Source organism: Spirosoma sp. (assembly GCF_048594605.1).
Lineage (GTDB): Bacteria > Bacteroidota > Bacteroidia > Cytophagales > Spirosomataceae > Spirosoma.
Map to the genome: position 1 here is coordinate 15,603 of NZ_JBMDWV010000126.1, position 20,307 is coordinate 35,909.

Annotated in this window: 21 protein-coding genes; 6 read left to right on the top strand and 15 right to left on the bottom strand. The window is 46.9% G+C overall.

Annotated elements, in window-relative coordinates; all coding sequences use genetic code 11:
* Positions 1 to 8: 8 nt before the first annotated feature.
* From ACOJS8_RS07825 to ACOJS8_RS07835, 3 genes are read right to left on the bottom strand one after another with little or no spacing between them, the layout of a single operon-like run.
* Complete coding sequence (locus ACOJS8_RS07825) at positions 9 to 2,090, bottom strand: glycoside hydrolase family 97 protein (protein WP_420147982.1); 2,082 nt, start codon at positions 2,088 to 2,090, stop codon at positions 9 to 11.
* 43 nt (positions 2,091 to 2,133) lie between these two features.
* Complete coding sequence (locus ACOJS8_RS07830) at positions 2,134 to 2,589, bottom strand: DinB family protein (RefSeq protein WP_420147983.1); 456 nt, start codon at positions 2,587 to 2,589, stop codon at positions 2,134 to 2,136.
* Positions 2,586 to 5,606 (bottom strand): glycoside hydrolase family 3 N-terminal domain-containing protein, encoded by a 3,021-nt coding sequence (locus ACOJS8_RS07835; RefSeq protein WP_420147984.1) that lies wholly within the window; start codon positions 5,604 to 5,606, stop codon positions 2,586 to 2,588. The genes ACOJS8_RS07830 and ACOJS8_RS07835 overlap by 4 nt, the downstream gene beginning before the upstream one ends.
* Before the next feature lie 171 nt (positions 5,607 to 5,777).
* Here ACOJS8_RS07835 and ACOJS8_RS07840 point away from each other — a divergent pair, with 171 nt between their 5' ends.
* Positions 5,778 to 6,440, top strand: coding sequence for an OmpA family protein (locus ACOJS8_RS07840; RefSeq protein WP_420147985.1), 663 nt, complete (start codon positions 5,778 to 5,780; stop codon positions 6,438 to 6,440).
* Positions 6,441 to 6,497: 57 nt separating this feature from the next.
* Here ACOJS8_RS07840 and ACOJS8_RS07845 read toward each other — a convergent pair whose 3' ends face one another.
* From ACOJS8_RS07845 to ACOJS8_RS07855, 3 genes are read right to left on the bottom strand one after another with little or no spacing between them, the layout of a single operon-like run.
* Positions 6,498 to 7,184 carry a porin family protein gene (locus ACOJS8_RS07845; protein ID WP_420147986.1) on the bottom strand — a complete coding sequence of 229 codons (687 nt, stop codon included), beginning with the start codon at positions 7,182 to 7,184 and terminating at the stop codon, positions 6,498 to 6,500.
* A gap of 54 nt (positions 7,185 to 7,238) precedes the next feature.
* Positions 7,239 to 7,736, bottom strand: coding sequence for a hypothetical protein (locus ACOJS8_RS07850; RefSeq protein WP_420147987.1), 498 nt, complete (start codon positions 7,734 to 7,736; stop codon positions 7,239 to 7,241).
* Positions 7,737 to 7,772: 36 nt separating this feature from the next.
* Positions 7,773 to 8,357 (bottom strand): RNA polymerase sigma factor, encoded by a 585-nt coding sequence (locus ACOJS8_RS07855; protein WP_420147988.1) that lies wholly within the window; start codon positions 8,355 to 8,357, stop codon positions 7,773 to 7,775.
* Between the two features lie 141 nt (positions 8,358 to 8,498).
* Between ACOJS8_RS07855 and ACOJS8_RS07860 the strand changes: the two genes are divergently transcribed.
* Both ACOJS8_RS07860 and ACOJS8_RS07865 read left to right on the top strand, forming a co-directional pair.
* Entirely contained in the window at positions 8,499 to 8,774 is a 276-nt protein-coding gene (locus ACOJS8_RS07860; RefSeq protein ID WP_420147989.1) for a hypothetical protein, read from the top strand.
* A 41-nt stretch (positions 8,775 to 8,815) separates the two neighbouring features.
* Positions 8,816 to 9,151 carry a hypothetical protein gene (locus ACOJS8_RS07865; RefSeq protein ID WP_420147990.1) on the top strand — a complete coding sequence of 112 codons (336 nt, stop codon included), beginning with the start codon at positions 8,816 to 8,818 and terminating at the stop codon, positions 9,149 to 9,151.
* A 41-nt stretch (positions 9,152 to 9,192) separates the two neighbouring features.
* Here ACOJS8_RS07865 and ACOJS8_RS07870 read toward each other — a convergent pair whose 3' ends face one another.
* The gene (locus ACOJS8_RS07870; protein ID WP_420147991.1) at positions 9,193 to 10,395 is read right to left on the bottom strand and encodes a DUF748 domain-containing protein; all 1,203 of its coding nucleotides are present in this window, start codon (positions 10,393 to 10,395) and stop codon (positions 9,193 to 9,195) included.
* Positions 10,396 to 10,718: 323 nt separating this feature from the next.
* Here ACOJS8_RS07870 and dinB point away from each other — a divergent pair, with 323 nt between their 5' ends.
* Together dinB and ACOJS8_RS07880 are read left to right on the top strand one after the other, a co-directional pair.
* Complete coding sequence (gene dinB, locus ACOJS8_RS07875; RefSeq protein ID WP_420148001.1) at positions 10,719 to 11,759, top strand: DNA polymerase IV; 1,041 nt, start codon at positions 10,719 to 10,721, stop codon at positions 11,757 to 11,759.
* Between the two features lie 82 nt (positions 11,760 to 11,841).
* Positions 11,842 to 12,426: a hypothetical protein gene (locus ACOJS8_RS07880; RefSeq protein ID WP_420147992.1), complete on the top strand. Its 585-nt coding sequence runs from the start codon at positions 11,842 to 11,844 to the stop codon at positions 12,424 to 12,426.
* 34 nt (positions 12,427 to 12,460) lie between these two features.
* Here the strand turns inward: ACOJS8_RS07880 and ACOJS8_RS07885 are convergent, their stop codons facing one another.
* Together ACOJS8_RS07885 and ACOJS8_RS07890 are read right to left on the bottom strand one after the other, a co-directional pair.
* Positions 12,461 to 12,730, bottom strand: coding sequence for a hypothetical protein (locus ACOJS8_RS07885; protein WP_420147993.1), 270 nt, complete (start codon positions 12,728 to 12,730; stop codon positions 12,461 to 12,463).
* A gap of 118 nt (positions 12,731 to 12,848) precedes the next feature.
* Positions 12,849 to 13,241: a hypothetical protein gene (locus ACOJS8_RS07890; RefSeq protein ID WP_420147994.1), complete on the bottom strand. Its 393-nt coding sequence runs from the start codon at positions 13,239 to 13,241 to the stop codon at positions 12,849 to 12,851.
* Between the two features lie 466 nt (positions 13,242 to 13,707).
* Between ACOJS8_RS07890 and ACOJS8_RS07895 the strand changes: the two genes are divergently transcribed.
* Positions 13,708 to 13,953: a hypothetical protein gene (locus ACOJS8_RS07895; protein ID WP_420147995.1), complete on the top strand. Its 246-nt coding sequence runs from the start codon at positions 13,708 to 13,710 to the stop codon at positions 13,951 to 13,953.
* Between the two features lie 220 nt (positions 13,954 to 14,173).
* Here ACOJS8_RS07895 and ACOJS8_RS07900 read toward each other — a convergent pair whose 3' ends face one another.
* The 6 genes from ACOJS8_RS07900 to ACOJS8_RS07925 all read right to left on the bottom strand — a co-directional run bounded on the left by ACOJS8_RS07900 (position 14,174) and on the right by ACOJS8_RS07925 (position 20,018).
* Entirely contained in the window at positions 14,174 to 14,890 is a 717-nt protein-coding gene (locus tag ACOJS8_RS07900) for an outer membrane lipoprotein-sorting protein (protein ID WP_420147996.1), read from the bottom strand.
* 68 nt (positions 14,891 to 14,958) lie between these two features.
* Complete coding sequence (locus ACOJS8_RS07905; RefSeq protein WP_420147997.1) at positions 14,959 to 17,526, bottom strand: TonB-dependent receptor domain-containing protein; 2,568 nt, start codon at positions 17,524 to 17,526, stop codon at positions 14,959 to 14,961.
* Positions 17,527 to 17,641: 115 nt separating this feature from the next.
* Positions 17,642 to 18,400 (bottom strand): LytR/AlgR family response regulator transcription factor, encoded by a 759-nt coding sequence (locus tag ACOJS8_RS07910; RefSeq protein WP_420147998.1) that lies wholly within the window; start codon positions 18,398 to 18,400, stop codon positions 17,642 to 17,644.
* Complete coding sequence (locus tag ACOJS8_RS07915) at positions 18,397 to 18,951, bottom strand: sensor histidine kinase (protein ID WP_420148002.1); 555 nt, start codon at positions 18,949 to 18,951, stop codon at positions 18,397 to 18,399. The genes ACOJS8_RS07910 and ACOJS8_RS07915 overlap by 4 nt, the downstream gene beginning before the upstream one ends.
* 6 nt (positions 18,952 to 18,957) lie before the next feature.
* Positions 18,958 to 19,506, bottom strand: a complete 549-nt coding sequence (locus tag ACOJS8_RS07920) for a hypothetical protein (protein WP_420147999.1) — start codon at positions 19,504 to 19,506, stop codon at positions 18,958 to 18,960.
* A gap of 158 nt (positions 19,507 to 19,664) precedes the next feature.
* Positions 19,665 to 20,018, bottom strand: a complete 354-nt coding sequence (locus ACOJS8_RS07925; RefSeq protein ID WP_420148000.1) for a T9SS C-terminal target domain-containing protein — start codon at positions 20,016 to 20,018, stop codon at positions 19,665 to 19,667.
* Positions 20,019 to 20,307: the final 289 nt, after the last annotated feature.

The window sequence follows — 20,307 nt, forward strand, 5'->3', positions numbered from 1 at the left end:
ATGAGCGTTTATTGTCTGACGAACCGAATGGCACAGCCGCCCCCTTTGGCCAGATGGATGGGAAGTTTTGTTTTGCTGTTTACTCGTTTCTTTTCAATTGTATAAGATTCTGGATTGGTATCCCAATCGGCGGTGGGGCCATCCTGGTATAAGGTTGCTTCGTAGGTTGCGCCGGGTTCTAAAAAGTCTAACGTAATGGTTTGATCCCGGCTATTTTCATCGGTTACCGAGCCCAGAAACCATTCGTTTTTCCCTTTCGCCTTACGCGCAATTGTTACGTAATCCCCCGGCTCGGCAGCTATTATTTTTGTGTCATCCCAGTCGACTGCTACGTCGCGGATAAACTGGAAAGCATCTGGATGCTTTTCATAATTTTCGGGCAAATCAGCAGCCATCTGCAGCGGACTATAAATGGTAATATACAAAGCCAACTGCTTAGCTAACGTAGTACGAACGCGCGTGGTACGTGTCTTGTCGAACTGGTCAAGTTTAAACCGAAATAAGCCCGGTGTAAAATCCATTGGGCCACCCAGCATTCGCGTAAAAGGAAGAATTGTCGTGTGTTCGGGGGTAATCCCCAAGGTTGGCGCATTATTAAACTCACTGCCACGAGCCGCTTCGCTCGCCATCCAGTTTGGATAGGTACGGTGCAGGCCCGTCGGGCGGGCGGACTCGTGCGAATCCAGCATGATTTTATACTGAGCGGCTTTTTCGGCAACGCGCTGATAATGATTCACCATCCATTGGCCGTCGTGATGCTCACCCCGCGGAATAATTCGGCCTACGTAGCCCGTTTTCACTGTGTTAATGCCTTCTTTTACCATAAACTGAAACGCGGCATCCATCCGGCGTTCATAGTTTGTGACAGATCCAGACGTTTCGTGGTGCATAATCAGGCGAACACCTTTCTGCTGCGCATACTTTGACAATGAATCAAGGTTATAATCGGGGTAGGGCGTAACAAAATCGAATACGTTTTCTTTCCAGTTACCAAACCAGTCTTCCCAACCTACGTTCCAGCCTTCGACCAATACGCCATCGAAACCGTATTTAGCCGCAAAATCAATGTATGTTTTTACGTTCTGCGTATTGGCTCCGTGCTTACCACCCGCTTTTTCCCAGGTTGCTTTTCCGATATGCATTTCCCACCACATACCGACAAATTTTTGGGGCTTTATCCACGAGGGATCAGTAATGGTAGAGGGTTCGTTGAGGTTTAAAATAAGTTTGGAAGCCACTATGTCCGTTGCCTTATCGCTGACAATAATGGTTCGCCAGGGTGTTTGGGCGGGTGTTTGCAGATACGCTTTATTGCCTACTGCATCGGGCACTAACTGTGAGGTCAATCGTAACGCCTGCTTATCCAGCTTCAGATGCATTACCGGGTAATTGACCAGAGCGGCTTCGAAGAGGCTAATGTATAAACCGTCGGCTGTTTTGAACAGAATGGGTGACTGAACCGCGTCGGCTCCAATCGGTGATTTGAGCGCAATATCTTTCTCTTTGTCAAGAGCGGCCTGCGTGTTGACTTCGCTCAGTTTGGTGGTATTATACAAATACTCGTTTGTGTCGTAGTCGCCGGGTATCCAGAACGTCCTGTGATCCGCTGACAGCGTAAACTGCGTTTTCTCATCGTCGATTATAAAATGAGTTAGCGTTTTTTGCTCCGGAAATTCATACCGAAAGCCGACACCATCGTTGAAAACCCGAAAGCGTATACGTATTGAAATTCCCGAACTGGCTTTATCGGTTAGTGTCAGGGCCAGTTCTTTATAGTGATTACGTACCTGACTGACTTCTCCCCAGACGGGTTTCCACGTATCATCAACGGTTGAGGAATCCGTGGCTGTAACCGTGAAAGTTGTCAGCGAAACCTGGGGTTTACTGAAGACGAACCCAAGGCCGGAGGGTTCAATTACCTTCTTTCCTTTGTACGAAATTCGATACGTTACGTTTCCGGCGCTGGTGCTGTTGATGGCCAGTAAAACAGTTTTATCGGGCGACGAAATCGAAACCGGCGATTGTGCGGATAAGCTGTGTACCTGGCCGACAAGCGCCAGAACAAAAAAGAGAATAGAAATACGTAACATTTATCATAGGTTTAGGTAGCGCTTGAGGAATATTTCAGTTACGTTAACGGCCCCGTTTCCAGACGATGTAGTCCGTTACAGGAGCTTCTTGAAGCATAGGCCGGACCAGTTGCACAACCTGACCACGGTGATAGGCCGCATGGTGGCTCATGTGGGTGAGCATGTCCAGCATGGAGCTTTGATGAGGATCTCCTTTTGAGGAAGTGTAGGGAAGCGGTTGATGCAAATCCTGCTCGGCCAGTGACGCTACGTAGCTGACTAGCTGACGATGCTGACGTTCGGCAGTTTCGGTCATCCAGCTAACCGGAATATCTTCCCAGATCGAAACAAATACCGATTCGCGTGCCAGCCGACCGTACCACACATGCTGGGCCGACAGCACATGACCCATCACCGCGATGGCCCGCGCGGGTGGATTGGAAACCGACTCAAGTGCATCGATAACCCGTACATTAGCCCACAGCTCGTAGTCAAGTAAGTGAATCAGATAGTCCTTCATTGTATTCCCCGTTTGGTGGCCCGATACAGAGCTTCGACGATGTTCGTTCGGGTATTTAAGGTAATAATTTTATTATGACTTCGGTTTGGATAGACGCGGTTTGCCAGAAAAACATACGTCAGATTATACGCAGGGTCGGGATCAACCCAGACAAACGTGCCTGTAAAGCCTGAATGTCCATAACTGGCTTTCGTTGCCGACTGGGGGGCATTGCCTGAATACGTGAACGACGGCTTATCGAAGCCAATCCCGCGCCGGTTGCCAAGCTCGGGAAACTGATACCGTGTGAACTCTTCAACCGTTTTGGCCGAAATAAACTGCTGGCCGCCGTAGCTGCCTTTTTGTCGAAGCATTTCGTAAACTTTCATCAGGTCGTTTGCCGTACCGAATAAGCCCGCATGACCCGACACCCCATCGAGCATTGCTGCGGTTTCGTCATGAACGTGGCCCCATACGAGCGTTTTCCGAAACAGCGAGTCATATTCTGTTGGCGGAATGCGATTACGCGGGTAGTAACGTAGTGGATTGAAGGTTAACGTACTGGCTCCTAACGGACGATAAAACGTTGTTTTTAGGTAATCTTCGAAGTTTTCGCCCGTTAATCGCTTCACCACCTGAGGATAGAGAATAAACGACAAATCGGAGTAAACGTACTCTTTCTTTTCGTTCAGCGGAGAATCCCGGAGTTGCTCAAATATTGTTTTTGGATACCTTCTAAATTCATACAGACTGTCCGTAATCTCAATCGAATACCGGCCTGAGCGTTCAGTTTGAAAGGTTTTCGGCTTCCAGCTACCATCCGGGTTTTTTGTTTCTGTCCAGAAAGCGATTGACGCTTTCAACCGTGCCTGGTGGGTTAATACGTCGCGCCAGACCAGATCAGCTTTGTTCGATTTTTTAAGAAACGGAAGATAATCAGCCATTTTGCCGTTCAGATTAAACTTGCCTTCATCAACCAGCCGCATAAGAGCAGGTGTTGACGTACTGACCTTCGTAACGGAAGCCATATCGTAGAGGTCGTCCAGTTGCGTCGGTTTAGGTTCAGCCGAAGCGTCGGACCGCCCAAGTGAAGCATCGTACGTATGACTACCGTAGGCTTTCTGAAAAATCACCTTGCCATCTTTCGCCATTTGCACCACACATCCCGGAAAAGCCTGCTGCGTTATGCCTACGTTTACCAGTGAGTCGACCTGCTGGGCCAGATACCGGCTGTCGACACCCACTTCTTCGGGAATAGTGTATTTCATCCGGCCGTTTGACTTTACGTTCAGACCATCGCCCGCACGAAAACGCTGATTGACCGTTACGGGTAATTTGCCCGAAGCGCCTATCGCACCAAAGATGAGTTGAGCGGATAGGTCTTCTGTGTAGTTTGTTAGCTGATAAGGCATGACAATGGCGCGTGCCTGCTCAATCCCACGACCGGGTTGAGCCGTATCCATCGGAAAGGTTAGTTTATCCAGTACGTATGCATTGCCAAAAACCGTTACGACGGCCTTTCCGGTCATAACTAATTCGCTGACCAGGGCCGCTGTTCGGGGCTGCATACCGTACCTGGCGGCAGGCCGTATGTTGTTCAGATGGACATCGACCAGGAGCAGGTTGTACTTTTTTAATGAATCGCGTAGGGCGGCTAGTGTAGAATCGGGGGTGCGGGACGTTACGTTAAAATGATCGATCTGCGTGTAGTTGCCGGCCATCTGCTGGAAAGCCGTAACCTTGTCGCTCTCGATGGCTACCGACGCGATACGTAGCGTGTCCAAACGTTGTAAGGGAAGCAGATTCTGGTCATTTTTTAAAACCGTCAAACTGGCTTCGGTAAGTTTACGGTTTAGCAGGTCGTCCTGAGCGGAATTCAGATCGCTTACCAGATTTTCCATTACAATGGGTTTGTAGTGGTCCAGTCCCGCCCATGCTTTGGCACGTAGCACTTTCAGACAACGCTCGTCCAGCGAAGCCTGGCTGATTCGCCCCGTAGTAATGGCCAGTTTGATTTGGGCCAGCGCTGCCGGTACGTCCTCTGTGAATTCCAGTACGTCCAGGCCTGCTTCGATACCCAGCTCGTCGGCTTGCCCCGACAGGTAATACTTCGTCACACCTTTCATGTTCATAGCGTCAGAAAAAACCAGGCCTTTAAAGCCCAGTTCATTTTTGAGCAGGTTCGTGACGATGGCAGGAGAGAGTGTAGAAGGCCGGTTGCGGGTTGTATCCAGTGCCGGAATGTTCAGATGCGCCACCATAACCCCCGCAGCTCCGGCATTTATCAACTGCCGGAAAGGATAGAGTTCGAGCGAGTCCAGTTGCGCGCGACTTTTATTGATAAGCGGCAGATCGTAGTGAGAATCCGTACCCGTATCACCGTGGCCGGGAAAATGCTTAATACTGGTCAGCAACTGGTTTTCCTGCATACCACGCATGTAGGCCAGCGCTTTGCGCGTAACGTCGTATTTGTTCTCACCGAATGACCGGAAGTTAATGACCGGATTATTAGGGTTGTTGTTAACATCAACGGTAGGGGCAAAATTGACGTGCATACCCAGTCGGCGAGCCTGACGTGCCAGATTCTTTCCCATCTGATACAACAACGTATCGTTACCCTGGATGGCCCCTAACGTCATCTGGTATGGATAACGAACAGTACTGTCTAAACGCATGGCAATGCCCCATTCGGCGTCCATAGCAATTAGCAGCGGTACGGATGCAACGGCCTGTAATCGATTGGTAAGCCGTGCCTGTCGGACGGGGCCACCCTGAAACATGACCACACCACCCAGTTTATTGGTTTGCACAAGTCTTATCAGCGAATCTTCGTAGGCGGGTTTTCGATTGGAGTAACCCGCTACCATAATCAACTGAGCGAGTCGATCGTCGGGCGACATGTTTGTAAATACCGAATCGACCCAGCAACTCTGGCGAGCGTTGAGTTGAAGAAAGGGGGGGGCAGTTGTTTGGGCAAAAGTTGCTGTGAAGTAAAGAACGCTAACGACACTGAAGAAAATAAACCGACAGAAGGGCATGAGCAAATGGGTAAGTTCCTGAGTGCATCAAAAATACGAAAAAGTATTGCCCGAGTTGGCGGCTCATTTTATTACCGGTAGCAGAATAGCGAAATCGGCTAGGCGAATTGGTACGTAGCAACAATTCGCGGGCATCGAAGTTAGAAGAGTTGTACTACAATCCATTAGCTTATGGAAACGATCGCGCTACGTCTTTATCTGGTCATGTTGTTGGGAAACAGTGTGTTACTGGCTTGCTCCGGTAATGCCGATCAACAGGAAAAGACTACAGCAACAACGCCAGCTGACGAACCGGCTACGCCGGTCGCGATTCGCGATACGTCGTCTGGCGTAGCCGACAGTACTTCTGGACAGAATTACACCTTTACCTCTTCTGAAGATTCACTACGTATCGTTGGCACAGAAAATCAATATGATATTATTCTGCCGACTGACGTACTGTTCGATTTTGATAAATGGGATTTACGGCCGGATGGCATTGCATTGCTGGAAAAGGTAAAGGCACATTTTGCCCGGCACGGTGCCGATCAGCTTCATGTGTGGGGCCATACTGATTCGAAAGGGACAGATCAGTATAATCTGGTGCTTAGCCAGAAGCGAGCCGTAGCAGTGTCCAACTGGTTGAAAAAGCAGATTAAAATTAAGGGCCTAATTATGGCAGCCGGACGTGGTGAACAGGAGCCACTTGCGCCAAATACGAACCCGGATGGAAGCGACAACCCTCAGAATCGGCAAAAGAACCGGCGCGTGACGCTGTCTGTAGTGAAGTACCCGGATGCGAACAAAATGCTGAAGCAAGCCAAAGAACGTAAGTCCCAAACCCAGTACGAGTAAAAAATCCCATCGGTTGATCAACCGATGGGATTTTTTACGCTTACATTATAAGTACATCTATTTGCGATAACGGCTAGGAAAATCGCGGCCTACGCCAAAACCATAGCCGAGGGTAACCGTAATGACCGAATTCTGAAGGTTCTTATTGGCGCCCCATAAATTAGGCAACCGCTGTACGTTACTCAGACCCAGCGTATAACGTGCATCAAGGAGAAAGCGCTGCCGTGGTCCGGCGCCCCAGTTGAGTTGTACACCGCCCGTAGCTCCCAAATCCAGATCATGAAAATCACCCGTGTTGTCAGCATTCACAGCCGTATTAGGACCGCTGATAATCTCGCCATTGGTCCGTTTAGCATTTAGCTTAATGCCCAGCGAAGGGCCAACAAATAGGTTAGGTCTGAAATTGCCCGATAAGGTTAGAAAATAGCGCGCTACTACCGGAATTTCCAGGTAATTGACATGCTGCGTAAAGCGGTACTGATTGCCGGCGTACTTCGTGCCCCGTTGCGAATACAGAACATCGGCAGAAATACCGAAATGATTCAGTGAACTGTACATTAAAAAAGCACCGGCTACTACGCCAGGCTTAAAACTCATGTTATCGGCATTTCCCCAATAATTAGACATATTCAAGCCAAGACGGGGACCTGCACTAAAACGTTGTTGCGCAAAACTGCCTGATAAACAGCAGGAAATAAATAAAAGTGATAGTGTAGTAGAACGTAGCAAAATTGTGCGAAACATAAAGACTTAGATAAGTAGTTATGCCCCGTTAACGCATGAGGTTTGGCAAATGTTTTATGCTAGCGGTAGAAATGTCCAATCGTTTTTCAGAATTTCCGCTCCAAAAGGGTGAGATAAATTGGCATACGTACGTTTATCGGCAAGCCAGTACGTAGGTGTATCGGGCCTTATGCTGGTCGATACGTGCCTGGGTTTCGGTTTCGGCCTGGCGGTTTGTTTAGGAGCAAAGAAGATTAAATAAATGGCCACTGCGAGCATGAATAGAATGGCGGCTGTCGTTGTGGCAATCCAGAGCGGCCAGAGCCGTTTTTGTTGTGCAGAGTCATGTATTCGCTGATGAAGAGCGGTTCGCAGATCGGCCAGTTGTTCGGCGGTAGGAGTGGCTGTTTGCTGCATCGCTTCCAGTCCGGCCAAGGCATCGGCATAAAGCGGATTTTCCAGCAGAAGCCGCTCAACACGGTGCCGTGCCGGACCGCTTAATTCTCCGGCCTGGTAAGCTTTTAAATCATTTAAAGTCAATTGTTCGTTCATCTGTCTAACGCGAGCATTCACTCCCGTCCGGATTGGTACTACGTATTGATAGCCGATTTATTTCTGCATACAAATTTTCAAATTTCGGCGGCCATTTTGCAAATAGCTTTTCACCTGTTTAAGGTCATAGCCTGTTAATTGAGCAACTTCGGTATAACTTTTCTTCTCCAGGTAAAATAACGTCAGGCAGGTTTGCTGCTCTGGCGATAGTGTTTTCAGGCAAGCTTCCATATGCGTCAGATCTTCTTCCAGATCCAGCGGATCGGTTTCCTCGCTGATCAATTTGTGCAGATACTCATCTTCGGCGTCGTTACCCGTATCGGTCACTAAGGCAGTGACCGGATGCGTCTGCTGTTTCCGTAATTGCATCAGACAGTAGTTCCGGGCCACACTATGTAGCCACGGGCCAAACTGCTGCACATCGTGTCGGCGCAAATCGGTAATGAGCTGCTCAAAAAGATGCATGACAGCGTCTTTTGCTTCTTCTTCATTGCGCAGATAATTGTAACAAACGGCGTAAATCAGTTCCATGTGCCGCTCGTAAAGTTCACCAAGTACAGCCAGGTCGCCCGTTGCGCGGTAAGCCGCAACGTACTCCAGGTCTGTAGTGGGTTTAGGTTTACGAAATCGTTTCAGAAACATACGCTGGCTGCCTATATAGTATAGATGCGAGAAAAACTAAAATTCCATAAAGTAGACCAGGACTTGTTGGTTTGATAGACGCTAACCGATAAACTAATCAATTCATTAACCGTTACGTACATAGACAAACTCAATGTTATTATGAAACGAATGTTGATGCTTATCAATCTGTTAAGCTTTGTTTTTCTTGCCAATGCATTCGGGCAAAGCAACCAATCGCCAGCTATACAACAGTCGACTTCAACGACTGATACACGTCAGGCCAATCCGCCCCGGCCTAAAATAAAGTCTGCCAAACCGAACCGCGATAAAATGGAAGCCGACACTACGTTGCCTAAAAATCGTAAACAACAGCGATTAAATCCTGATTCACTACGTAGAGGGGGCGCTACGCGTGTCGACACGGTTCGGCGCTAGAACCCGGTAAGTTCTTTTAACCTTAAAAACAACGAAACGTTATGATTAAACTCATGATTGGTGCTTTGTTGATGGCAACAACGGCCCTGGCTCAATCACCAACGACACCATCTGAACAAAAGCGGGCTGGCGTGAAGGCACGTCCGACTGGCTCTACAGAATCAACAACCCGATCCGGTTCGAAGAGTGCCGTTTCTGCTTCAACAAAGCCCTTACCACAACCGCCCCTGAAGGAAAAGCTGGAAAGTGGCAACAAGGCTAACCCGGCGTACCAGCAGGAAAAAGATGCCGGTGTTCATAAAACCAAAAACCGGTATTCGCCCCGGCGAACAAAGTCTGGCGCACGGAAAGATACGACGAAGAAGATAGAACTTTAGTTAACGTAACGCCCCACGAGTTCTCTTGTGGGGGCGTTACGTTATTTCTTCTGTTCCCGATTCGCTTTACGTTCTGCCTTTCGCTCCGCTCGTTTTTGTTGCCGTTCGGCTTTACGCTCTGCCCGTTGCGCTTTCTTTTCGGCTTTGCGTTCTGCCCGCTTTTCCTTAAAATCCTCTTTAATAGTCTTGAAGGCGTCTTTTAACGTAATATTATTGTCGAACTCGCTTCGGAAGGCTTCAATATAAGCGTTCCGTAATACGCCGAAAATGGTTGGCCAGACAGCGGTTTTAATATTTTCGACGGTACCATTGAGCGGAATTCGCGTAGCAACCTGGTTGTGTTTCTGATTTTTGAGAACGGCCGTACCCGCCTGAGCAAGGAGTTCCGTAAAAAATTTACCGACCGATCGACCTTCGTGCTCGTTGAGCTTGAAAATTTTCATGCTCTTTGTGAGCGGTTTTATATAGCCATTGAGCTTTCCATCAAGCATGGCCATCTCACTATACACACTTACCGTGCCCTGTTCGAAATCAAGATTGGCGTACTCGCGGGCCAGCGGGTTTAGTTTTACCAGCTGTAGTCCGCTAAACCTAAGGTTATAATCTAAATCCGGGACAACTTTCAGTAAGTTCATATTGGCGTTGAAATTCATCGTTCCGCCGTATCCCGGTACGTCGCCCGATGCCGTTACAGGAGAGGGGAGCTTTGTCGTCTTATCCTCTACGTTACGTATGTTCCGGACTTCGCCCTGAAATCGTTGCAACGATAAATCCGCACGCGGCTGTGTAATCAAACTCGTCAGGTTCACTTTTCCGTTGATAACCGCAAATCGATTGATGCTGATCGGCAGTAGTTTTTTCAGATAAGCGGTCCAGTCTACTTCCGATCCGGTTTGACTCTGGGCTTCACTGTCACTGAATGCAAAGTTGATTTCAGGCTCGTAGCATTCTACCTCACTTACCAGTTTTCCCTTAAAGAGCGCTTTCCATTCGATGGATAAGTCCGTTTTCGGGATAAATAGGAAAGGTTTTTTGATTTTACCATTAACTTTTCGGATGCGCAGATCATCGATCTGATACGCCCCGCGGATCAGATGAATATCAATATCTTCAACGTGGCCTGTGTAATCACCCATGTCTGCCAGCGTTTTATTCACGTAACGTAGTACAAAATAGGGGAGAAGTAGTCGGGCGATCACCAGAAGGATAACCAGTGCAATCAGAATTTTTGTCGTGCGTTTCAAAACATTACCTCATTGGTTTGCTGTTCTGATAAACTCAGAAAAAAAGATTGAGTTTACAAAGTAATGACTCACCGGGCTGGCCAGAAGTCTGCATAGCCATCTGGAATGACTGTGTAAAGACCATTCGACGAATGCTTTTCAGTTTACTACGTTGAACACGTAGGCTCGGACAGTACGTAGCCTGTCTTCAGGAAATTAAATTCGGGCTGGAATCTTACTTTAGCTATGACGACCATAGCTTTGTCGGTTTTAAATACGGTCTGATTGTCTTAGTTTGCAGGACAGTGGAACAAGCTAGCTATCGTAAAATTATTCATATCGACATGGATGCTTTTTACGCATCCGTCGAGCAGCGCGATAACCCAGACCTACGTGGTAAACCTATTGCCGTAGGCGGTTCGCAGCAGCGGGGCGTTGTGGCAGCTGCCAGTTATGAGGCTCGTCGGTTTGGTGTGCGGTCGGCAATGGCTTCCTCCATTGCTATCCGTAAATGTCCGGACCTGATTTTTGTTAAGCCTCGGTTTGACATATACAAAGCTGTTTCTCAGCAGATACGGGCCGTTTTCGCTCAATTTACACAATTGATTGAGCCACTATCTCTGGATGAAGCATACCTGGACGTAACGGCAAACCTAACCCATAGTTTATCGGCAACCGCGACGGCGCTGGCTATCAAAGAGCAAATTAAACAGGAAACGCAACTGACCGCTTCTGCGGGGGTGTCCTACAACAAATTTCTGGCAAAACTGGCATCGGATTACAATAAGCCCGATGGTCTGTATGTCATCAAACCGCACCAGGGACTAACCTTTGTTGAATCGTTGAAGGTGGAACAATTCCATGGAGTGGGACGAGTAACGGCCAGTCGAATGAATCAGCTTGGCATTTTTACCGGCATGGACCTTCGCCAGCAAAGTGAAGCGTTTCTGACCCAGCATTTTGGTAAAGTAGGCCATCATTATTATTCGATTGCCCGGGCGATCGATAATCGCCCCGTAACGCCAAATCGAGTCCGCAAATCCGTTGGCTCTGAAAATACGTTTGAACACGATTTAGTAACGTATTCAGAGTTGATTGCAGGGCTTAGTCCGTTAATCGACAAGGTATGGGCCTATTGCGAACGGACCAACGTGCTGGGAAAGACAGTTACGCTCAAAGTAAAGTACGCTGATTTTAGCCAGATTACGCGAAGTCGGAGCTTACTCAGTTTTGTTACGGATCAGCCTACACTGAAGCGCGTAGCTACCGAATTGCTGGATTCTATAGTGCCCTTATCGCAGGGCGTCAGGCTGCTGGGGGTTTCGCTCGCGAACCTAAACGAGCAGGATCAGTCCAGGTCAGGTCAGTTAACGCTGAATTTGTAGAATTTGACGTTAACGGAGTTCTTTTCAGTACCTATAAAGTGAGACGCTACGTCAGAATATGATGTTGAGAAACTATCTTTTCTTGTTTTCTTTCTTATGGCCAACTTTAAGTGATGCTCAATCGAATCTATTCGGATTAGGGAAATATATAATTGGAATTACAGCTCCAGACTCACTGGAACGTACTGTTTTTAAGGAGCAGAGCGAATCGTATATTAAAGGTACGCTGGCGCTTGCCTGTCGTCATATTCGCATGTTTAAAGCCGATAAAAAAGAGATTGACGGGATTTTGATCAATAATCTTACCCTGTGCTTTTATGATAACAAGTTGATCAAACTGTCATGCGACTCCAACGCTGAGCTTGAAAAAGCTTTTCAGGTAAACTATGGACGTGCAGAGCCCAGGCCGGTAAGGCAGGTTTCGTCGTGTGCTCAGGATAAGGACAGCACTATGTTGATGTGGGGCGAAGCCTGGCAGAACGGCGACATATGGGCACTTATCGTACATCGAAAAGGCCGTAACGCCGAGTGTGAAATAGAGAATAAAGTCAGGTTAATTGTGTCGAGTCAGGCGCTTACTTCCTTCGCTTCGGATTGCGACTTGAAGCATATCGATCCATTTATCGAAGAGTTCGACAAAATGATGGATCAAAAAACGGACCGCTAGCGAGTAATTATTTGAACGGGAACGTAGCGGATGATCAGTACGTTAACTCCAGCATTTCCTTGTCCTGTCTTTCTTCTGTTTGGGCTAAGCCGGCCAGGACTAGCTTAGCAAAAGCTACCTTGTCTGACTTGCGGTATTTCTCTGGAGATTGTTTGCCCGATGGCGCTTTAAAATCCTGACTTATCTGCTGACACATTTCCCAGAGTTTAGGATTCATCTTGATTTTATACTGGCGGACTGGTGTGTCTTCCGCAAACCAAAGGTTAATAACATTCTTCTCTGTTAACTTCACAGTAGCTCCCATATTTTAATCGCCTGATATCGACAATGAACCTATTAAATGTAGAAACGTAACTATTTAACGATAAAATTGTCTTTTTGGCAAAAAAATATATTGTCTGCTCTATTTTGTTGATAATCAACTAGGGTAGTTTTAGATCGCCATATTTTTCAGAAACACGTTTCATCCATTTCTCGACAGCCGACCGGGTATGGCGGCAAACGGGTAGGTCGTAGGCCAAAGCTGAAATCTCCCGTTGATGTCGTTGCCGGATGGCATGCCAGAGGCCAAATACAAATTCATGATTAATATTTTGCTGCTCCTCAACTGGTAACTTATCTAATTTTTCAACCGCTGTGAAAATATACCAGTCGGTCTGGGGGGCTTCGTAGCGGAATAATCCGCCATCTTCATTCTTGTCGATAAAGTAAAAGACATATTTTCGTCGCTGTTGCGGGGTAAGAATGCATAAGCGCGTATAATAATGCCCATCAACCCTGGCGATCGTATTAGGTTCGTTCTTAGGCCGTTTCATGAGTAGAGGCTTTAGGCCAGATTGAAATTGGTTGAGTAACACTTATAGAATGTACTTTTAGGCGTTAGCCGGTTCTGAACACTATAAATCAGATACGTTGCAGCCAATTAATGAGTATTATCTGCGGTAAAGAGGGCTAGCCGTATCGTCTTTTCAAGCAGGCCAAAGGTCTCTCTCTTTGTTGAGTAGCCCTGTAACAATTGGGTCGAAGACTGTCAAATTTGAGTAGTTCGCCACAAAAGACCTGATGTTCATGGCGTGGGGCTTTCACTAGCGCTCACCTATTCGGAAGCATTACAGTCTGAAATTGTAAAATTCAGCGAATCGGATACGTTCGACAAGGTTAATGTTACCATAATGTATTTATCGCTCACAATATCTACCGAATAATAAATTAAAATATAAAAGCGGTTTTTCGGCGTATATATGACCAACACCTTATCTCGTACGTCAAAAGATAGAAGTCATGAATTCCCAGAACAAAATTCCTCAGCCAGGGACTTATGCTTACATTTATCCCACATTTGCAGATTCGCCACTACGTATCTGTATTCACGGATTTACGCCCGATGGAAAATATGCATTCGTTAGCTATCCGGGCCACCCAAATCAGAAACCGCCACAAGCAATTAAGGTGGATTGGTTCAAAACGATAATTCTCGAAAAACTCAACGACTGGTTAATCGCCAGCGAGACTCTATGCATGAACTAAGTCTGTATGCAAAATCTTTCTGTTTCATCTGATAAATCGTTAAGCGTTAGTCAGAAAAATAAGTTATGAATCACTCGTACTCACAATTACTTTAGGGGTTTTTCAACCAAAAAGCGCCCCCCGTAATCAAGCATCAATAGCCTTGATTCCGGGGGGCGCTTTTTGTCTGGCATGTATGTACTAAAAACGCTACGTTCCAGACGAACGTAGCGTTTTTAGTTTACTTGGCTGGTTTTTTGAATATTGCTTCATCAACCGGGCCGTTGACCGTGATCTTTTCAGTGGTGAAGGTTATATTCCCTCCCTGTGGAGAGGCCATTTCCATTGTATTGGCGAATTTGATCCCGTCTTTGTCTTTATAATTAGAGAAGAGGATTTCTCCGGCCTGGCCATTCATCGTCATTTTTACTTTACTGATCAGATACGTGTTAGCATCCAGATAATCGTCTATCGTTTGCCCTTCTTTAGTCGTTACCTTTAAGTGGTAGGCGTCTTTACCATCAACTTTTTCTTTTCCAACCAGTTCAATCTGATTGCCTTTTGCTTTGTAGTTAACCAGAGGGCCGAAAGGATCAAGCTGTCCCACTTGCTGCTTTAGCTGATCAGCAGGCATATCTTCCGGATCACCCGATCCACCCATCATGGCGGGGCGGATCATCCAGCCCGTAGTGCCGTCTACAACCTGAACCATTGAGTTGCCCATTACTGACGACTCATTACGCATGGCCTTCCCGACTAAAATCGTTGATTTACTGGGAATTTCCATGCCTTGCACAGCAAGAGAACGTTCGATATAAAGGGTTTTGACATTGCTTAACTTGTCCATGCCGCCAATGGCAGCAACATGTTTGTCGACTATTTCGTCTACAGTCTGAGCGTTGACACTGAGAGAAGCGCAAACGGCTATCGCTGCGGCCAGAAAAAAGTTTGTTTTCATTTAATCTAGATTTTACGTTAACAGGTTAAGTATACTTTGGATAATCGCTGAGAGGCAAATGTACTCTTTTACGGCCGGGATTGTCCACCACTCTGCGTTCCTCCTGACTGTGTTTGACCATTGCCATCGCTCTTCACATCATCGTTATTGACAGATTTCGCTTTTCGACGGGGAGCTTCCATGGTCATCTTGCCAATTTTAAGCGTGAAAGTCAGACGAACACCCCGGTTATAGAGGTACACATCGTTTACCTGACTGAACAAAGGCGAGTTCAACACCGTGTGGATATTAAATCGATTGTTGAGAAAGTTTTCGGCCGCCAGACCCAGGCTGGCTTTTTTGTTGGCAAATTCTTTCTTAACGCCCACGGTGTAGAAGCCGAATCCACCCTGGCGGCCTTGTAACACCACCTGAGAACCCTGCATGAAACCAAACGCCTGTGCACCCCAGCCGTTCTTGAACGTAGCATTCATGAACGTACCACCACCAATGTTTACACCACTGTTGGTCATCTCAGTCGAAGCGCCATCAAGGCCCATTGCCTGGCCGGTCAGATCGACATAAAAAGCATTCAGAAATACGCCAATATTAATTTTGGAAGTAGCCGCTACGTTCGCAAACAGATTAGTGCCGTAGGTATGCTGCCGACCAATATTCTGATACGTAGTGACAATTGCTCCGGCAATGGTATCGGATGGCTGACTAATCTGCGTAATGGCGTTGTTTGTACTCCGGCCAAAGAACGTAGCATTGATAAACGTCTTGCCAATCGTTTTGCTAACGCCTAACTCGACGTTATTGGTCAGTTCAGGACGCAGTTTTGGGTTACCGATGGTTATGTTCTGAGGGTTAGCCGCATTGAAGTTCGGATTCAGCTGTTGCAGACCAGGGCGCTGAATTCGTCGGTTAAAGCCAAGTTTGAACGTTGTGCCTTTGACTGTTTTAGAGGCATTTACACTGGGAACTAGGACGCCGTAATCACCGACACCCAAATTACCACCTTCACGCGTACTGGCATCGATGAACGTGTGCTCATAACGCAGGCCACCTTTGAATGTATAGCGATTTTTTGTAGTATACGTATACGACGTGTAACCGGCAGCAATATTCTGGTGGTACGTCAGTTCGCCCAATGTATTGTTTGCCTCAGTCGTAAATTGTCCTGACGGACCAGCGAATAAATACCGATAATCGCTGTTTACTTCACGAAAGATAGCTTTACCTCCGAACTCCAATAACTGATTTTTCTTGATTGGGGTCTGGTAATCGGATTGTACTGTAAATTCCTGGTTTACATTTTTATTCAGGTTTTTCTGACGCCCTGTTAATTCGCCGGAGCCGTTCAGCAAATCGGCATCAAAATTATTCGTCAGGTCATTACGGCTGTAAAGTGTCGAAATGCTCCACTCCTGCTGAGGTTTGAATGTATGCAGATAATCAAGATTGGCGTCTACTGTACCGGATAAGTTCTTTACATCTACATTCCGCTTCGACGTAGAGCCTAACGTACCATTCGTAAAGAGTTGAGTGATCAGATCCTGCTGGTTCACCATGTTACGTACGCCGTAACGAACGCCTGCCGTCAGGCTCTGATTTTTGGCTAAATCATAATCGAAGCCCAGATTATACTGTCCAAACAGCCCCGAACTATGACCATCACCGCTCTGACGGGTTAAGGTCGATACGCCATTTACCAGACTATTCTGATCGAGATTGGTTTTTGTGACGGTGTTATACATAGCCCGCCCAAAACCGCCGAGCGTGAAACCGGCCTTGCCTTTCCGGTAATTACCATTTAGCGATAGCGTAGAACCCCGGTTACCCACGCCTGAGTCGATATTCAAATTCAGCCCTTGCAGACTGTTCTTTTTGGTGATGATGTTGATAATCCCGCCGGAGCCTTCTGCATCATATTTCGCCGATGGGCTGGTAATGACTTCCACCGTTTTAATCTGATCGGCTGGAATTTGCTTCAATGCATCAGCAACGCTGCTGGCAACGATGGTTGAAGGTTTGTTGTTGATCAACACGCGAATGTTCTGGCTACCTCTAAGTGATACGTTCCCGTCTAAATCCACCGTCAGCATCGGTACTTTGCGCAAGATGTCGGTAGCGTCGCCACCTTTAGCCGTAATGTCTTTCTCGGCGTTATAGACCAGCCGGTCTACTTTTTCTTCAATTAAGGCAGCCTGCCCCACTACGGTCACTTCTTCCAGGGTTTTAACGCTGGAGGGTAATTTAATCGTACCCAGATCCAGGCTTTGGCCGTTGGTTAGCGTTACGTTATCAATGGTTTTGTTCCGAAATCCAACGAAACTGATTAAAATCCGGTATTGCCCGGCTGGTAGTTTGGTTAGAGAGAATTTACCTTTCTCATCAGCGACTGTACCATCTACTGCTTTATCCGTCGATTTGTTAAAGAGAGCGATACTCGCGAATTCGACGGCTTTCGACTGAGTAGAATCGACAACCGATCCGACAATTTTAGCGGTTCCTTTCGGACTTTGATCGCCTGCCGTACCTGGCAGGGCTTTGGGCTGGGTTGAGCCACCCATTGCCGGAAACTGAGCCCGGGCTGGTGTAAGCAAACTGCCAACGGAAAAGAGAAGTGAGAGTAGGAAGATGTTCGTTTTCATAGCTTTATTCTGACCTGACAAAGGTCAGTTATATTGCGGAACCTTGAAAACGAAACTGGATGAAGTACGAATTCGACCGGATAGACCCCAGTAAATAGCGGATGAGTGAAGAATATTAACGGCCCAGCCAGTCTTTAAACTCTGACAGACGGCTCAGGCTCACGAATACTTCCTGACGGGGTAGTGGGAGCAGTTCAATCTTGAGTTTTCCGGCTGAGTACGTATGAATGCTCTGGATGGCTGCACGGGCAATAATAAACTGGCGATTTACCCGAAAAAAATGGTCAGGATTCAGGAGGCTGGAAAGCTGATCAAGACTGTACTCGAGCGGAAACAATTGTCCGCCCTTTGTGATCAGGAACGTTGCTTTCTCTTCCGAATAAACATAAGCAATATCGGCCACCTCCACGCTGTGAAGGCGAGTGCCAATGCTAATCATAAATCGCTCTTTGAAGGTTCCGGCATGCGGCTTTTGAATCAATTGAAGCAGCGCGTTCAGATCAGGCAGTACCGGATGGCTCCGGATGGTTTTAAACTTTTCCAGAGCTGCTACCAATTCATCGTAGTCAACTGGTTTTAGCAGATAATCAATGCTATTAACCTTGAAGGCCTTGAGCATGTACTCGTCGAAGGCGGTAGTAAAAATAACCGGTATTTTTAGGTTCAGTTGTTCAAAAATGCGGAAGGCCAGTCCATCTTCCAGATGAATGTCCATGAAAACCAGGTCGGGGTGTGGATACGTACTAAACCAGGCAACGGCTTCTTTTACCGAAGGCAATTGGGTGAGAACCTGAACCGAAGGATCGTATTTATTTAGCAGCCGCTCTAGTTGGCGAGCCGTACGAGCTTCATCCTCAATAATCACTACGTTCATACTAAAAGCGGAATTTTTACACTATAAAAGTCATGCTGCTGGCCATATATAATCTTCCGATCTGTAAGCAGGGCATAGCGGTTAACGATATTGCGAAGTCCTACTCCAGTCGATTGTTCAGGTTGGTCGCGGGGTTGCCATGGATTTTCAATGATCAGTTCATCGCCCTGGCAATAGATACGTACACGCAGAGGCTCCTGAATAGACATCCGGTTATGTTTCACAGCGTTCTCGACCAGTAGTTGAAGTGATAAAGGAGCTATTCGATACTGATTTTGCTGCACAGTGCTTACATCAATGAGAACGTCGAATTTATGTTCGAAGCGAATCTGAAGAAGAAATGTGTAGGCCCGGATAAAGTCCAGCTCGGTTTTCAGCATGACCAGTTCCTGGTCTCGTTGTTCAAGAATATATCGGTAAACCCTCGATAGTTGATTGACGTATTGTTCCGACAGATCGGCATCTTCGTGCACCATCGAGGTCAGAATACTCAAACTGTTGAAGAGAAAGTGGGGGCTGAGTTGGTGTTTCAGGGCTTCTACCTGACTCAGAGCCGCTTACTTCTCCGACCGCTCGGCCCGAAGCTGTATGTCTTTTAATTGCTGAAACGAGCGCGAAATGATGGTTAAATAAAAAGCGGATAGAATGACAACGAGATTAAAGACACTGTTGACCCGTTGCAGATAAGCAAAGACCTCTGGAGGGAAAGGAGGTGCATGAGGCTGTGCAGGATTCACAAAACCAATCTGTGAAACAAAACTAAACAGGGCCCACAAAATTAGATGAAAAGCTTGGGTATAAAGCAGAGCCAATCCCAGCGAGATGACCATTGTGAGCAGTAGCGCCAGCCAGTTGAAATCCAGCAGGAAATCTTCGCCAAAGAAGCGAAATAGCTGATTCTGAATCCAATCTGTAGCACTGATCCACAGAAAATACAGGCCCAGAGCGATCAGGAAAAAACCGAGTATAAACGGCGATATTTCCAGCAGCTTAGCTGGATTACGTTCTTTCTCGGGCAGGTTGATGTAGAGCAGTAAAGGGGAATACAGCACCAGCAATCGGATGGCGAGTTGCCATTTCTGGCGGGCAGTCAGCTTTTGGGCCATAATCGTTTGCAGGTAAAAGGCATAGAGGCTGTCCGACTACTAAACCTCATAACGTAACACTACGTTACGACCCTAACCAAACAGCCTGAATGCGTAGTTAGGGTCGTCAGAGAAAATTACTAAAGCAGAAACTTTTAATGATAACTGGGCTGCTGTCATTAATCCTGGAGCGTAACAGCCTGATGACTAGGTACAGTTGTTACGGTAAAGGATTTTACCAAACGTTCCTTGCCAACCGAAACGGAAAGCTTATAAACGCCTTTTTCCAGATTAGAAATGTCGAATTTTTGCTGAAAACCATCGCGAAGGTCGACATTGCTGGAGTAAAGTGTGTGACCCACTTCATCATTCAGCGCAATAGTTGCCGTCGCTTTTTCCGGCGCTACTACGAGTTTAACCTTATCGTTACCAATCAGCGAAGCTGTTGCTGCAGGCTTGTTTGGTTCATTGGTTTCGGCAAACGATGCAGAACTGGCTACCAGTCCCAACACCAACAGAAGAATCTTTTTCATGATTTGTCGTTTGTTTTTGTTTGACGTATCAAAATTAGATCCGCGGCCAAAGGCTTGAAAATCAAACTTACTGAAACATAAAATGAGCTGGACGAATGAAGGATTTTGCCCGACGAGTGAAAAAGTCATCAGCCTGACCGATGCCGTAGATGCCCTGCCTGCTCACGGTGCATAGCAGCTAAAGCAATATCTTGAAAGGTCATTCCTGATAAAAGCGATGAGAGTAGGTAAATCAGGAAACCCGTCTTTTTCGTAGTATATGGCAGGTTGCTGTCTGCTAGACTTTCAC